The sequence below is a fragment of the Limosilactobacillus sp. genome, from assembly GCF_040772465.1.
Classification (GTDB): Bacteria; Bacillota; Bacilli; order Lactobacillales; family Lactobacillaceae; genus Limosilactobacillus.
This window is the reverse complement of record NZ_JAXGYB010000001.1, coordinates 32,002-50,746: the sequence shown is the minus strand read 5'-3', so window position 1 is coordinate 50,746 and position 18,745 is coordinate 32,002. Positions and strand designations below refer to the sequence as shown.

Sequence of the window (18,745 nt, the reverse complement as noted above, 5' to 3'; positions counted from 1 at the left end):
TTATATATCAGCTGACTATTAGGTTTATAATATGTGGGAACTATAAATACACTGCTCGTAGAGACGATTAATTGTCATAATAAATAAAAAACGAGTTTGAACAAGCCAATGGAATGATGTTTAGTTAACATGCAAATAATATTTCCTGGATAAATAAGAATCAGGTACAACAGGATGCATGTATGAAATCAAAATGGGGGATCTTATTAATGAGTAAGAACAATCCGCTCAGAAAATATACGCCAGAAAACCGCAATTATCGGTTATACAAGGCGAAAAAACAATGGATCACGGCATGTGCGACAGTGTTGATGGCCCTCGGTGCCACTGCCGCTACGCAAGTGAATGCGCAGGCGGATAGCAATAATGGCAATGCCACTGCACCGACCGCTGAAATCCAAACTACTGGGGCAACCGGTACAAGTGAAAGCAGCTCGAATGATGGAAGCCAGTCAGTGATGAGCGCTGCTACACATGTGGCTAGTTCTGCAGCTCACTCAGCAGATCAGGCTAATTCTGCTTCGCAATCTAGCTCTGCTACCCAAAGTGAGGGGAGTAGTGCAGCTTCATCCGCTATGAGTGTAGCAAATAGCAATGCTGCTAAATCTGCCAGCCCAAGCAGCACATCTAGTTCCAGCTCAGATGAATCTGCTAGCGTACAAAAGGTGAATACTAATAGTTTGATCCAGGGCCAACTTTCAACGGCTAATTTGGCTGCTGAGGAGGTAACTAGTGAGGAGGATCAGGCGCCCGAAGGTTACGATGCCATGGACGCTATTGATGGCGCCTACACTGTTGCAGGAGCCGATCTGACTAACAAAGCTGCTAACTTCTTGAAGAACGGGCAAGCTTTGCTCAAAGCAGGTGCCACAATTAAATGGGCCGATGGCGATAACTTAAATCCAACCATGGACGATGGCTATTTCAGTGCTGACATTGTCGTGACCTATAAGGACGGCACTACCCAGACCGCTAGCACTAGTGCTTATGTAATTCAAAATCCATTGCAGCAAAAAGCTAAGAGTTTTTACTATGTTAAAAGTGTGGGGAACAACGTTAACCCACTAACGACGCCTGATGCGAATGGCCACGTCATTTATCAAGATGGCAATGATAATTCTCTGCTGGTAATGGGCCAAACTAATAGTGGTGATACTGGTGATATCAGCAATGTTAAATTATTGACGCCTCTTGATACTTCTTCAGTCGGCCTAAAATGGATGACGGTGTCAGCTACTGTAAGTAACTATATGAGCGGTACTTGGGGTGTAGAAGGACCAATCCTGAGTGCTGATGGCGATAATACAATTACGATCAAGCTGCCATACGTTGTTCAAACACTAGCCCTAAAGAGTGGCAAGCCAACGGACAGTGCCGGCAATCCGTTGCTGAATGTCCAGAAAACTACCAGCTCAAGCGGTGTCATTGATCCATCCGCGACTAATGCTCATGATATTTACTGGTTGGATGATTTCTACCAAGATTACGATGCTGCCTATGCCTTAGGGATGGCTGACCATGTGACTGTTTCTAAATTAGCGGATACAAGCAACCCTAACCAAAAGACCTTTACGGTTAAATTTGGCGATCTATCAAATGCACCGACGCAAACCTTCACAGTAAATTACGTCAGTGACCCAACAGCAAACAAAATTTATAGTTTTAATGCGCCTGCCGGTTCATCAACCACCGCTTCTGGAGATTCTTATTCAACTAATTACGCCAATAACCGGACTGCTATAGCTAATATGATGAACAGCAACAGTGCCAACATCTTAGACGGTGTGGACGTGACTTTAGCTGACGGCAGTAAGGCTAGTCCAAGCCAGATTACTCCTACTGCAGGGAGTGGTGAATCCAGCTTTAGTTCAGATACAATTGGACCGATTAATAATTCTAGCGCCGGTGTTGGTTCTGGCCAATTCGTGGCACCGGTCAAAGTTATTTTTGGCGCAACTGAAAAAGATGGCACGCCAATCGTTTGGGGCGACCAATGGAAGGCCGGTCAATCCAACATTAACTTTATCAATCGCGTTTTAGCCTGGGATCAAAAGACTAATAATGCCGATGATGATAGAGTTGATGCTGAAGGTTCTGGTTGGTCCAACGGTACTGATGCCCAATGGGACAATGTTGCGACTAAGATTACGGTGTTAGCGCCAGCCGAAAAAGCCGTTGATACTTATACGGTTGATGTCACCAATGGTCCGGTAACAATCAGCAGTGACCAATTGTCACAAATGGTTAAAAACCCAACTGCAACTGCTAATATTCCCAATGCCAACCCCATTCTGAATGGCAACAAGACCTGGCCTGCTGGGACAACCTTTGAATGGATCAATTCTGATGGCTCCACAGGCCTCAAAATTGACAAGGCTGGTCAAATCTACACAGGTAGCGTCAAAGTTACCTTAGGTACGATTAGCTGTACTGTGCCTAATTTTACGATTATTAGCCGGGCTAATGTTAAACCGCTCAACAAGACTGTTGATTATGGGACTAAATTAACGGCTGCTGATTTAGTTGCTAATAAAGATGTATTCCCAGATGGAACTACCTATAACTTCGTTAATAATACTGAGCCTGACTGGTATAAGGCTGGCAGTTACGACAGTGTGCAAATTCAAGCAACTTATCCAGCAAAAGGCACTGATAGTACCGGCAAAGTTATTACTCAGAATGTAACTACGCTGGTTGCTAATCCACATGTTGCCATTAATGGTGCAAGAATTGTCAATATCATGCAGGGTAGTACTGTCCCTTCAATTGATAACGTGTTGAATTTACCTTCTGGATGGGCTGGCCACACTGCCAGCTGGACCACTGACATTAACTCTAATAGTACAAATGTTGGTGCAATCAATATTCACTACAATGATTCAGGACTAGACCAAACGATTAAGGTGTATGTCAATGTCATTCCAGAGCAAACGGCTAAGAGTGACTTAACATTTACAACTGATGGCAAGAGTACAGATAGTTCAGTTACTGATACGTTGGCAAATAACGGCAATGGCAGTTTCTTGATCAACAATGGTGATCAAGCTGTTAGCTACGATGGCTATTCAGCTAGTGGTGAACAAGGTACGCAAAGTACTTATACTCAAGGTACACAAACATACACACCAAGTTATATTGTTAGTGGACTTAAAGCCAATGATGATGGCTCACTAGTTTCTGGAGCTCAAACTGCTACGATTCGCGTATCTGTTCCAAAGGGCACATTAGGTGCTAAGACAGACAAGGATGGTTCTTATTACACAATTAACAGTGACGTTACTATTGTCCAACAGGTTCATTTTGAATTTGTTGATGATGACAATGGCGGTGCTCAGGTAGGCAAGACTACTACTGAAAATGGTGTAACTGGTCAAACTGTCAATACTGGTTTGGCTATTCCAGATAATTATGAGCTGGCAAGTGGTCAAACTTTGCCAACAACTTACATATTCAAAGCTGATGACAATAATAATGAAGTTGCAATTCACTTAGTTCACAAGGTTGTGACGATCAATCCAAGTGATTCAACCGAGCTTTATGGCAAGGATAAGACTTGGTTAGAACAAAATGGTCTGCTGCACGATGTTACCCAAACTATCCATTACGTTACTGGCCAATATAGAGATAGCAGTGCTTTAACTGATGCCCAAAAAGCACAATTGCCAACTGATCAAACTAGAACGGTTGAATTCTATAAGACTGCTCAAATTGACCTGGTAACTGGAAAATTAATTGCTAATAGTATATCTGCTGATTGGCAAGTTAACGGTACTAGTTCATATGATGCTTTAACGCCAAAGCAAATCAACGGTACAACCGCCATGGTTAACTGGGTTGATAACGGTGTAATCCAATCCCATGAAACGCAAATTCCAGCTTTCGCTCCTAAGGAAAGCGATCCTAACTCAAAAGTTACTGTAACTTACGATGTTGTTTACAAGATTGCTGTTTATGATGACGAAAAAGGCAGCAATGGTCAGCCGATCGGTGTAATTGGCTATGTCACTCCCAATTATGGACATGACGGCCTTAGTGGTTATCTTCAATTATCTACTAAATGGCCAGTAGGCCCAGATACCTACTTAGGCGACTATGTAGTATCACAAATGCCAACTTTACCATCATATTTAACGATTAAGGGTAATTATGGTGAGATCTTAAAAGTTGGTGCTGATGCTAATGGTTTAGGATTTCCAAACTATAGTATTGATGAGTCAAAAGTTAACTATGCAGATTTGAATGACAAGACATTCACTTATCACATTGAGTTAAAGCGTGACGTTACTATTAAGTACGTTGATGCTGATGAAAATAACGCTGCAATTCCTAACAGTGATCAAACCGTTAGTGGCTACTTAATTGGCGATACGATGAACTTTAACGGCACTGGCGCTAACAGTGTCACTCTGAAGATCCCAACTAACTACGTACTTGATACTGATGCCGGCAAGAACCCATCTAGTTATACGATGACTGATGGAACTAACCAGACCGTCACGATCTACTTGAAGCACAAGATTGTCACTGACACTGATCCTGCTGACACGCAAGAAACACGGACAGTTACTACTAATTACGTAATCAGTTCCGACAACAGCATGATCTTTATTAACGGCAGAGATTACCGTATTAATAATAATCAAGTGACAATTGATGGCCAAACTTATACCGCTGATGCTAGTGGCAACTTCACAATTGATGGCACCACATATAAAGGTGGGGATGTTGTCTTAAATGGTCATCATTACCACAATGGTGATAAAGTACAGGATTCTGCCGTTCTAGAGGTTTACTACAAGAGAACTGCAACTAAAGATTTGGCAACTGGTCAAATCGTTTCTCATGGTAACTGGCTCTGGGATACGAGCCGTGGTACGCACGGCTTCCGCGTTATTTCTGGTACCTGGACTCTACCTACTCAGTGGGGCGATAATGTTTTCGTTGATGCACCATCGATCACTGGCTTTAATGCACCAGACCTTAATGGTGATGGAACTAATAAGAATCACGTTCCAGCAAATGAATATGTAAATCCAACCTTTAATGGTAAAAATGCTACGAATGCTGATAATAATTCAGTTGCATATACTGACGCATCAGGCTTAGTTTATGAAGCTAAAGCAGTCCACGACATTTACTATGTTCCTCAGACCTATGAAGGCAGAACAATTACTCAGCATTACCGTTATCTTGACGAAAAGGCTCAGCCTGTTGCTGGAGATGATGGTGTTGCCCATGCCGATGAACAAATCGAAGTGTTCTTCAAAGGAACCGGTAGTCGTGATGCTAAGACGAATGCAATTACTTGGTCTTGGCAATACGATACCGACCACGGTGATGCAGGTACACCCGGCGTACATGTAATTTCCGGTAGTTGGGATAGCCTTGGCAAAGCTGATGCTAATATTACTAATATTTTGCCAGTAATTTCAGGCTATACAGCTGTTTCTCAGGATATTCATGCTAGCAGCATTGGTAGTACGAATTTTAAAGGTAATTTAAAAGGCGATTCTGCTAATACTGCATTTCTAGACTATAACCATGGTTTTGTTTATGCGCCAAGTACCACCACATACTATGTTCCAAATGATTTGTTGAATAAGACAGTTACTAGAACTATTAGTTATACTGATCCGCAAACTGGCAGAAAACAAAATGTTACTCAGAGTTATACCTTTAATAGAACGGCACGTCTTAATAACGATGACAGCGGAATTGTCTTTGGTGTTAATAAAGATGGCAATTTCTATAACTTCCAAGCAGGTAATGACCTTTGGAACAATGCTGCCAATGTAACTGGTGGTAAAGGTTCTTGGGATGCTTACTCAGTTGCTAAGACTGGCTATACTGCCTTAATTGATGGTGTTGTCGGCACTGAAGTAGCAGCAAAGAATGATTTAACTGCTGACACTCCTGATGCTACTGTCAATGTTACTTATATCAAGAATGCCGCTGACGTTACTATTTCAGGTCCAGAAATTGACGAGACTTACACTGGTTCTGGCTTCACCATCACACCAGATCTGGCCAAACAAATTAGTAATGCAGTAGGCGCAGTTGATAGTCATTTAACTTTGCCAGCTGGGTCTGACAAGGTCGCATTAGATAATGGTGACTTCGAATTTGTCGATGACAACGGCAATACCATGTCAACTAAACCAACTAACGTGGGCACTTACCACATTGTCTTAAGCGATGCTGGTTTAAAGAAGTTCCAGGCATTAGATCCTAACTTCACTTGGAACTATGATCCTAAGACTTCATATGTTGTCTTCAAGATCAATAAGGCAGCCCCAACGATTACGTTCAGTGCTATTGGTTCTAAGACTTATGATGGGTCCAACGTGCTTAACAAGGCCACCTTCACTGGTGCGCCGACGATTAGTTATGGCACTCAAACCGGCGGAGCCAACGTTAACTTCCAAAGTGGTGACTTTGAATTTGTTGCTGCTGATGGCACTACGACATTGGCACAGATTAACGCCACGACTGGTGCCGTTACTGGACCAATCAATGCAGGCACTTACAAGATTCAGTTAACTGCCCAAGGTCTGCAAAGAATTAAGGATGCTAACCCGAACTTTGACCTGTCTAATGTGACGATCACTAGTGTCGGGACTGGTACCTACACCATTAACAAGTACGCGCCAGTTGTAACGATCGAAGGTAGCGGTCAAAAGACTTATGATGGCAAAGCTGTCACTTCCGCCGACGTTACCAAGCAAGATACTAATAACACCATCACGATTAAGCTGACCGTTCCGAAAGCCGATGGTAGCGGCAATGAGACCATCACTTACCAGTACAATTACAATCCAAATGAGGATTACACGAGCGACTATACTTGGAGCGACCAGGGCAAGGCTTTGGAGAATGCTCCTAAGAATGCCGGAACCTACACCATTACCCTGAAGACTAGTGGTGTTCAGGGCATCTTGAACAACATGTTGCAGAATGATCCGAACTTCAAGTACCTGCAAGGCAATGTCGATAACGATAAAGCCCAGGTCAGTGGCTCAGCTACTTACACAATTAAGCAAAAGACTTTGACGGTTCACTTAGACGGCAATGGCGGCAAAGTTTATGATGCTAGCGCTGCTACGATTCCAACTGATTTAGCTAGTCACCTGCATACCGATGGTTTGGTAACAGGTGAAACCCTGAATACTGACACCTTCGATGCTGCTGACTACACATGGTATGAACTTGAAAAAGACGGTACTTACAAGTCAATCTCCAGCCCAACTAATGTTGGTACTTACTACATTGGTATTTTGCCGCAAACCTCTACTAATAGTGGGGTTGATACTTTAGCTCGTGACAATACCAACTACGCTATCACGATTGATTACACGAAGCACTTTACTTACACCATTACTCCGGCTCAAGGGACTATCACTTTGCAGGGTAATGATAGTGCTACCTACTCTGGCGTAGCCCATCCAATTTCTGGCTATACTCTATCTATTTCCGGTGCTGGTGTTACTAACAAGGACGACCAAGGTCAGCTGCAAAATGGCGACTTGGAATTCTCTGCAGACGGTAAGACTTGGACGACTGATGTACCAGTGAATGCTGGTACTTACCGCGTCCGTCTGTCGCAAAGTGCTCAGGATCAGCTGACTAAGGCCTTTCCAAATCTGACCTTGAAGTATGTTGAAGGCACGAGTGGCACTGAGGGTACGAAATTTACTGACTATGTCATCAATCCAAGTCAAGTTACGGTTTCCTTCTATGGTACAGGTACGAAGACTTATGATGGTAGCCCAATTCAGATTGCCTACACTGATGACAACTTCAAATCGCACTTTGCTACTAGTGGTGTTGTTGAAGGGCAAACCCTTAACTATCAAGATGCAGCTTCAGACCTCTTTGAATGGGTTGATGCTAAGGGCAACGTCATGACGACTGTCCCAACTGATGCCGGATCATATACATTGCGGCTGAAGAGCGATAACGCCCTTACCGAATTGCACAAGCTAAATCCTAACTATGACTTCAGCTTTACTCAAAACGGCTGGAACTGGACGATTGGCAAGGCTACTGCTACGGTGAACTTTGCTAATAATTCTGGCTCGCAACAAACGCCATGGACTGGTAAGGCAACTGTTCTTGATCCAAATAACTTTACTGTATCCATCACCACTAATAATGGCCAGACTTTGACCGTCCCATCTGGTTCACTGACTGCTAAAGACTTCCAGTTCTACCAGAATGGTAAGCCGATTGCTGTGCCGACTGAAATCGGTGATTACACGATTGGGCTGACACCGAGCGGCTTAGCTAAGGTGGAGTCAGACACTACTAATTACAACTGGGTCAACGACGCCAGCGGTGCGTACAGTATTACCAAGGCTGCTGCCAAAATTTCTCTGAATGGCTCATCTTCCACTACTTATACTGGTCAAGCTGCGGTTATTCCAGTGGACAGCAATGGCAACATCACTGGTATCACTGTCACTATGGATAATGGTAAGACCTACACGTTGAAGCGCGGCGACTTGGAGTTTGTTCAACAAGGTACGGATAAGGATGGAAAGCCTAAGCTAATACCAGTTTCTGCGCCAACTGATGCCGGAGATTATCTAGTAACGCTGAGTCAGTCTGGAATTGATAACATCAATAATAGTGATGATAGTACTCACTACACTTACAGTCTGAATACAAATGCTAATACAGCTAAGTTCACGATTGATAAGGCTGGTGCCACGATTGCTTTGACTGGTACTGGCAGTTCAACATATGGACAGACCACCAGCTTGGCTAATGGTGCTTACACGATTCAATTGCCGGGACAAAGTGATACAACCACTGTTGATGCAAGTCATTTAGCATTTGTCGATGGTGTCGGTAAGGTTACTGTTGCACCAAATGATGCAGGCACTTACAAGGTGGCACTGGATCCTGAATATCGGAATACTTTGCTTCAAAAATATGGCAATAACTACAAGCTGACTTTTGCTACTAATGCTAGCTACACGATTAATCCTGAAGCAATTGTGATCATTATCAACGGGACTGCGCAACAGGACTATAATGATAAACCTGCCCAGATTACCGACGTTAGTGGTATTAACCTGGGATGGGGTGATCGTTCGACTACTACTGCACCAAGCGGTATTACATTTACTCCTACAGCGGTTGACTTCAAGGTTGTGGAAGCTTCTGATGGGACTACTGTTCCAACCGACGCTAACTCACAAACAGGTGCTATTTACAACATCGTCTTGACGCCAGAGGCCTTGGCTAGCTTAAACAAGCAGAGTAAAAACTACACCTTTACTCAACAAACCTACGCTCGTTACACGATTCAGGCACTGCAATCGAAATTGAATTTGGTAGGTAAGCAATATGTTGACTACGGTTCTGATCCAATGCCTGCCCTTAACATTAAGGCCGGTGGATTCAAATTAACCTTTAAGGATGAAAATAATAAAGACGTCAATGTTCCAATTGCGGCTAGTGATTTACAAGTTGTAGTTCCTGATGGAGCCGCAACGGATAAGAATGGCCTGCCACTGAACTCCGGACAGTATGTCGTTAAGGTTTCAGACAGCTTCATTGAACAATGGAATAAAGATCACCCTAACTATCAACTTAGATTAAGTTCTCAAGCTGCAGATAAGACTAGTACTGGTGATAGTGGTCACGAAGCTAACACCAACGCTTGGTACGTTGTTCGTCACCGGGCAGTTGGCTTTGAAATCGACAAGACACCACACAAGATTTACAACGGCGAAAGTGCGTCCATCGCTGATGGTGATTACACTATTAAGTTCACTTCAGTTAAAGGTGATGAAAACAGTGGCGTAATCAGCCGTGACCAAACGACCTTTGATGGATTTAAGTTGACGGCTAAAGATCTTGAATTTGTTCAGAGCGATCCAACTAATGCTGGTACTTATCAAGTTCGCTTGAGTGCGCAAGGTTTGAAAGATCTGCAAAACTTTGCTAACAATACTTTGCATGGCAACTATGACTTTGCTAGTGTCGTTAATACTGACTTTACTTCGAGTTCAGTTACTGGCAGCTATGTGATTGATCCATTGGCTTTGACGGTTACTTTGACTGATAAGGACAGCAAGAATCCAAGCAGTACTACGATTGGCGACTATACGCTGGATCCTTCCGGATACACGTTGGCAATTACTACGGCTGATGGCCAGGCGGTCAAGGATGCCCAGGGCAATAACGTCAACTTCGCTTACAAGTTGCAAAACGGAGATGTCATTTATGTTGACGGTACTCCACACCAAGTTGGCACCTTTAAGGTTCAATTAAGCAACGAAGCTTTAGCCAATATTCAAAAGATTTATGGTACACAAAATTATACCTACACGACTGTTAACAATGCTAACCACGAGATTGCTCAAGGAAACGGGACTATTACGCTTGTAGGCGGTCAAACCGAAACATACACTGGTCAACCAGCGGTATTTGATCACAGTAAGTACGAAGTAATCGTTAAGACTGATTTAGCAACGAGTGCTTCTTATCTGAGCGCGGACGATGTTGCTAACCTGACCTTCTATGAGAGACAAAAGCAAGCAAATGGAACTTATACTTACACTGCTGTAGAAGGTAAACCAACGAATGTCGGAACTTATTATGTTGGTTTAACACAGAAATTTATCGATATTCTTGAAGGAATTACTGGAAATAGCGGTAAGAACTTCGATTGGAAATACGTTTACGCACCATACAAGATCGTTGCTGCTCAAGGAACAGCTACTGCTAACTACACCAATAACCGTGACTACAACGGTAATGCGATTGGTGATTTGAACGATATTCAAATTAACTTGAACTATCCTGGCCCTACTAATTCTCCTAAGACTTACACATTACAAAATGGCGATTACGAATTTACTGATCAGAATGGTAAAGTTGTCGCTGCTCCAACCAATGCTGGAACTTACAACATTAAACTGACCCAGCAGGGCAAGGACTACATCAACCAGCACTTTGGCAATGTTGCGGATACTAATGGCAACATCACCAGTCAAAACGTCAACTGGACTTATGGAACTACTGCTAACCCTGATGTCGTCGGAACTTACACCATCAACCCAGTCCGGGTAATGGTTGCTGTCGGTGGTCAGCAGGCAACGACTTACAATGGCAATGAATTCGGTGCGAATACTGATGGCAGTCAAGCTCAGTTGACATTACCAACGATTTCGCTATCTGTCGGCGATAAGAACATTACGATTCCAACAATTCCAACAACAGGGCCTAATGCTCTGACTGCTGCTGACTTTACCTTTACCGACTTTAGCGATTCTTCGAAGACTGTTGATAGTCCAACTAATGCTGGCAACTACCGGGTTTACCTCAAGCAAAGTGGCTATGACAAGTTGGCAAAACTGAGTCCAAACTTTGTTTACCCAGTAGCTACTGGAGTTACTAGTTACGGCACGTTAATCATTAACAAGGCCAATAAAGAAATTAACCCAGGCGTCGCTGGTGGCAAGAACTTTGATGCGCAAACCACTGGTTTAACTACAGACCAATTTGATATCTACAAGAATGCTATTAAAAAGGCGGGTATGAATGTTGGCAACTTAACAGTCGACGGCCTTGATTGGTACTTTGATAAAGATAAACTGGCTTACGGTACGCAAGATAATCCAAAGAACCCGATTAAGGATGCTGGGACTTACTGCTTGCGGCTGAATGCCAATGGCCAGCAAGCTCTTGATGATGCTAACCCGAACTACAACATTAAGATGGATGCCTTCGTTTACTACATCTACCCAGAAGTGGTTCACATCGGAATCAACCAAGGGTCACAGAATGTTGACTGGAACAACCAGGCAGTTGCTGTAGATCCAAATACTTTTGCACCGACCTTCACCGTTTATGGTGGTGAGAAGGGCGATCAGTTAATTACTGCTCCAGTTCGTGACGACGGCCAGGTATTGACGATCCCAGCCGGCGTCAACTTGACAGCGGGCGACTACGAATTCGTCGATGATGATGGTAACGTCATTACTTCCTTTGAGCGGGCAAACGGTACAACTACCACAACACCATTTATGGTTGGTACCTACCATGTCCGGTTGACTGAGTCTGGCTGGAAGAAGCTGGCAACACAGTCCACTGATAATGTTGTTTACCAATACGGTGACGGCACGATGACTGGTCTGAAGAACCCGGCTAACACGATTGGTACTTTGAACATCAACCAGGTCACGCCAAAGGTTACCTTCGGTGGTGGTAACTGGAAGACTTACGATGGCAATCCTGTTTCCTTCGACCAAACCGTTTATGAGAATAGTGACAGGGATAAGGCACAACTAATCAATGCCAGCTTCACTGTCAATGGCCAAACGATCACGTTGCCACTGACTGCTAACGACTTTAGGAGTGCTAATGGTCAAACTCTGAAGGGTGCACCAACCGATAAGGGTACTTATGGCATTAGTCTGAATAAAGATCAATTTATCAAGGACGTTAACGCCTGGATTAAGCACCACCCTGACTACAAAGGCGCAATTAAGCTCTTAGCTGATAACATCAGTGGTAATGCCACTTATGAAATTAAGGCCTTAAGTATTACTAAATTGGTTGCTGATCCAAGTCAAGGTAGCGAGCCTTACAATGGTCAACAAGCTCAAATTGACTTGTCAACCTTGGCTGGTAGCCTTGAAGCTACTGATGCTGCTGGCAGTACCCAGAATTTGAGTTCTAATGGCTTGACCTTAGCTGACTTTGATATCAAGGATGCTGATGGCAATACCTACACTGACTTCCCAATCAACGTTGGTACTTACACCTTTAAGTTGAATAGCAAAGGGATTGCAGCCTTGCAAGCAGCCAACCCGAACTTCACGATTCCAACCACGGTTAATGGCTACAGTTATGAATTCACGGTTACGCAAGCTGAAGCCAAGGCAATTTTGAGTGGTAAGGCTAACAAGAACTACGATGGTCAAAAAGTAACGACCGGTGAAGTTAACGGTGGTACCAGTACGATTGCCGTTACGATCGGTGCTAACAAGACGATCTACTACACTCTGCAAGATGGCGACTACGACTGGTATGACCAGGATGGTAAGCAAATTACTACTCCGACTGATGCCGGTACTTACACGATCAAGCTGAACAATGCCAAGGTCTTGAAGCACCTGCGGGATAAGATTGCTAGTGATCCACAATGGACTGTCAAGGTTGGCAATAATACAATTACTAACGTCACAATTGACGATAAAGATTTGTCTGGCTCGGCCACCTTCACTATTAATAAGGTCAACGCCCAAATTAGTATGAGTGATGGGACCATCCAGCGGACCTACAATGGTAGCCAAATTGATAAACCAATTTCTGATTTACATGGCGATATCAGCGCTACTGGTTTGATTGGTAATGATCAGATTAGTACCAGTGACTTGAAGGATACTTACTTTGACTGGTGCGATGCTAGTGGCAACAAGGTTGATGCACCAACTGATGCTGGTACCTACTACATCAAGTTGAACCAAACTGGCCTTGACGCTTTGGAGAAGAACTTAACTACCAACTACAACTGGACTGCTTCGACTAACCTGGTTAAGGTGACGGTTGTTCCAGCTCAGGTCAGTCAAGTTATTAACTTTGTGGACAAGGATAACAACATTATCGGCAGCCAAACTGTTACTGGTAATGTTGGTGATAGCAAGGGTACAACAATCAATTTCGGTACTGGTAAAGGCCAAGTTGCTTTGAACATCCCTACTAATTGGAAACTATCTAACCCAGCTCCAACTTCAACAACTATTGGGCTGGCTAACCAACCTCTCAACTTAGTCATTGAACATCAGACTGAAACCATTGATGGTAAGTCCATTCCAGACGGTGGTGAAACACCAGATGGTACTAAGTTAGGTCAAGGTGACTTTAGTAAAGACATCACTCGGACGATTACGGCTAAGCTGCCAGATGGTAAGACGCAAGACTTGAGTCAAAAGACAACGTTGACGCGGAATGCGACCTACGACTTGGTAACTAAGAAGGTTGCTAAGTGGGGAACCTGGTCAAACGGTTCATTTGCTAAAGTTGCTGCTCCGACGGTTGCAGGTTACACACCAAGTCAAGCAAGTGTAGATGCTGATAATAATGTCACCAGCAACTACAGTGATCCAAAGATTGTCATTACTTACACTGCTAACGATCAGAGTATTACTTATCAATTTGTTGATGATGACAACAAGGGGGCAAAAGCCAAAACTGTAGTAGTCAAAGGCAAGACTGATCAAACTGTTAATACTAAATTGACTGTTCCGGCCGGCTACAAGTTGGCTGCTGATCAGACTCTGCCGACCACCTACACCTTTAAGGCTAGTGGCAATGATCCTGTAACGATTCACTTGGTTCACAGCAAGATCACGGTTACTACTGATACGCCTAAGGATCAAGTTCCAACAGGCAAGGTTCCTGGCGATTCATCCAAGACTTATCCAACGATGCAGAACTTAGCTGCGGAACCAACTCGGACGATCACCATTACTAAGCCAGATGGTACTAGTCAAACTATTACTCAAAAGGTTGACTTCGCTAGAACGGCTACCTTTGATGAAGTAACTGGTGATATAACTTACACTAAGTGGCAAGTTGCCAAAGATTCTCCAGCTCAGAACTGGGCAAATGCAGATGTACCAGCATTTGCTGGTTACACTCCTAAGATCACGGTTGATGGTAGTGCTTCAGCAATTATTTCTATTGATGCGGTAAATGTTAATGGCGGTACACAAAGCACCACCATTGCCGTAACTTACACCGCCAATGATCAAACTGGTAAGATTTCCTACGTTGATGACAGCGGTAAGGAAGTTGGTAAGACCAACTTAACTGGTAAGACTGATCAAGATATAACAGTCACTCCACAAATTCCAGCGGGTTGGGTAATTGTGCCAGGTCAAACTATTCCAAGTACGGTAACTGCTGGCACTAACGGTATTGCCACGGTCACCGTTAAGGTAAAGCACGGTACAATCACCGTTAACCCTGGTGGCACGGCTCCAACAGGCAAGGTTCCAGGTGATTCAACTAAGAATTACCAATCAATGGATGCCCTGACTAAGAGCCCAACGCGGACCATTACGGTTGTAAGTCCTGATGGCACTAAGAACACAATCACTCAAACAACTAAGTTCACTCGGACGGCAACGTTTGATACCGTCACAGGTGAAGTAACTTATAGTGAGTGGGTTGCTGTTGGCAATAGAGATTGGGCAGCCTACACCCCTAGCGCAATTGCTGGTTACACTCCAAGCCAAGACAGTGTAAAGGGCGTAACAACGACTGCTGATACGCAGGATGCAGCTGTAACAATCACTTACACTGCTAATACACAAACCGGTAAGATCTCCTACGTTGATGAAAACGGTAAGGAAATCGACACTACAGCTTTAACTGGTAAGACTGGTGAAAACGTCACAGTAACACCACAAATCCCAGCAGGTTGGGACGAAGTTGCTGGCCAAAAGGTTCCAACTACTGTAACTGCAGGTGCAAATGGTATTCCGACCGTTACGATTACAATCAAACATGGCACGATTACTGTTGATCCAACTGATCCGAAGAGTCCACAGATCCCAACAGGTCCAGTTCCAGGCGATCATAATAAGAGCTATGACAAGGTAACTGACAGTGATTTGACTAAGAAGATCACTCGGACCATTACCGTCAACGTTCCGAATAGCAAGCCAATTACTGAGACACAAACTGTTGAATTTGATCGGACGTCCACCTTTGACAAGGTAACTGGCAAGGTCACTTACGGTAATTGGACTGCCAAGGACGGCCAGAATACTTGGGCAGAATATACGCCTAAGGCGGTTGCCGGTTATGTTCCTGACACCAGCTCGATTGCTGCTGTGACTGTTGATGTCAATAAGACAAAGGATACCAGTGTAACTGTTAACTACATTGCTAATGGTCAAACTGCTAAGATCATTTACGTAGATAGTAACGATGACAATAAGCAAGTCGGCACACAAGATATCGGTGGTAAGGTTGATCAAACTGTTGACATCAATTACCAAGTTCCAGATAATTATGAACTTGATCAGAATGCACCAAAGACCTACAAGTTTACTGATAGTGACAATCAAACAATCACAGTTCATTTGAAGCACAAGATGCAGAGTGCAACTCGTACACAAACGATCACTGAAACAATTCACTATCAAGGTGCTGGTGCTAAGACGCCAAGTGATAATGTCCAAACGATCACTATTACTGAAAATGGTGTTAAGGACTTAGTAACTGGTGCTGTTAACTGGACTCCTGCCACTGGCAGCTTCAATGAGGTTGCTAGCCCAGATATCCCAGGCTATACTGCTGATCAAAAGTCAATTGCATTAGTTACAGTAAACTTTGGCGATAAGAATATCAGTAAGACGGTCACCTACACGGCTAATGCTCAAACTGGTAAGATTTCTTACGTTGATCAGACTGGTAAAGAAATCAGTACAACTGATTTGACTGGTAAGACCGATCAAACTGTCAGTGTTACTCCGGTGGCACCAGCTGGTTGGCAAATTGTCCCAGGACAAAGCATTCCGAAGACAGTTACTGCTACAGCAACTGGTGTACCAACAGTGATTGTCCAAATCGAACATAAGACCATTACGGTGGGTCCAGATGACACTAAGCCAACTGGTCCGCTTCCGGGTGATCACACCAAGAATTACCCGACAATCAAAGATAATGATTTGGCTAAGGATGTAACGCGGACAATTGTTGTAACTGCTCCAAATGGAACTAGAACGACAACTGTACAGAAGGTACACTTTACCCAGACCGCTACGATTGATGAGGTAACTGGCGATATCACTTACAGTGGTTGGACGGTTGACGGCAATAATACTTGGGCTGAATTCACGCCAACTGCAATTGCTGGCTATAAGCCTAGTCAAGATAGTGTGGCAGCTGTCACAGTTGATGGCAACACTGAGAATACTGAAGTAAATATCAGTTATGTCAAGGCAGCCGATGCTCAATCTGCCCAAGTTATCTATGTCGATGATGACAATAATGGTGCTCAAGTTGGTTCTACTCAAACGATTAATGGTAAGAGCGGAGACACAGTTGATCTGAACATAGAAGTTCCTATTAACTACGTTCTTGTTGCTGGTCAACCAACGACTTACACCTTTACTGACGGTACGAACCAAGTAGTTAAGATTCATTTGGGACACCGGACGGCAACGATCGATAGCCATGACATTCCAGATGGGGGTCAAACTCCTGATGGCCAAGATTTGACGAAGGATGACTTCCAGAAGGATGTCAAGCGGACGATCACGGCTGAATTGCCTGGTGGCAAGACGCAAAACTTGAGTCAAACCGCAACGTTAACGCGGCAGGCCATCTATGACTTGGTAACCAGGAAAGTTGTCAGCTATGGTGCTTGGACCACTGGCCACTTTGATGCGGTAACGGCACCAACGGTAGCCGGTTACACACCAAGTCAAGCCACGATTCCAGCAGTTGCCAGTGTTGGCAGTGACTACGTTGATCCAAACATTACGATCACGTATACTCGTCAACCGGTCAACCCAACGAATCCGACGACGCCAACGACTCCAAGTCAGCCGACAAGTCCAACGACTCCAAGTCAACCGACGAGTCCGACGACGCCAACGAACCCAACAGGTCCAACGACGCCAAGTCAACCGACGAGCCCGACGACACCGAGTCAACCGACGAGCCCAACGACGCCGAGTCAGCCAACAGGTCCAACGACGCCAAGTCAGCCGACGAGTCCGACGACGCCGAGTCAGCCAACAAGTCCAACGACTCCAAGCCGACCAACCAGTCCGACAACTCCAAGCCGACCAACCAGTCCAACGACGCCGAGTCAGCCAACAAGTCCAACGACTCCAAGTCAGCCGACGAGTCCAACGACTCCAAGTCAGCCGACAGGTCCGACGACTCCAAGTCAGCCGACAGGTCCAACGACTCCAAGTCAGCCAACAGGCCCAACGACCCCAAGTCAACCGACGAGTCCGACGACACCGAGTCGGCCAACAAGTCCAACGACTCCAAGCCGACCAACAAGTCCGACGACGCCGAGTCAACCGACGAGTCCGACGACACCGAGTCAGCCGACGAGTCCGACGACGCCGAGTCAACCGACGAGTCCGACGACACCGAGTCAGCCAACCAGTCCGACGACGCCAAGCCGACCAACGCGTCCAACGACCCCAAGTCAGCCGACGAGTCCGACGACACCGAGTCAACCGACAGGCCCAACGACCCCAAGTCAGCCAACTCGTCCATTGAATCCCGACAATCCTGGTGAAAATAATGGTTCAGATATCAACAATGGTGGGAACCCAGCCGACAACAGTGGCAACCCATCGATGAACCATGGTAGTGGCGCTAATAATGCACCACAATTGCCAGGTAGTAATGGTTCGACTAATGGCTTAACTAGCGGTACCAATGGATTGTCTGCTAATAGCGGCAGCCATGACAACGGTAGTCAATCGACAGCTTCTCGGAAGTTACCACAGACTGGTAACACTAGGAGCAGGACTTCAGTCTTTGGCTTTGCCTTGGCCGGATTAGCAACATTGCTTGGTTTGGCAGGCATGAAGAAGAAAAAGAATGATGAGCGGTAATCATCGCTGCAAATCATAGATGTAACATCTGAATAAAAAGCAGGCTCTACCTCTTAAATACGGGGGTGGGGCCTGTTTTGCGTTTAATTATATTAAAAAAATGCGGGTCTTGTTTGCCAGTCGCGCAGTCGCCT

At 44.6% G+C, this 18,745-nt stretch carries 1 protein-coding gene; it reads left to right on the top strand.

What is annotated here, in order from left to right; genetic code table 11:
* The first annotated feature begins 209 nt into the window (after positions 1-209).
* Positions 210-18,611, top strand: coding sequence for an MBG domain-containing protein (locus AB3114_RS00140; protein ID WP_367341241.1), 18,402 nt, complete (start codon positions 210-212; stop codon positions 18,609-18,611).
* Positions 18,612-18,745: the final 134 nt, after the last annotated feature.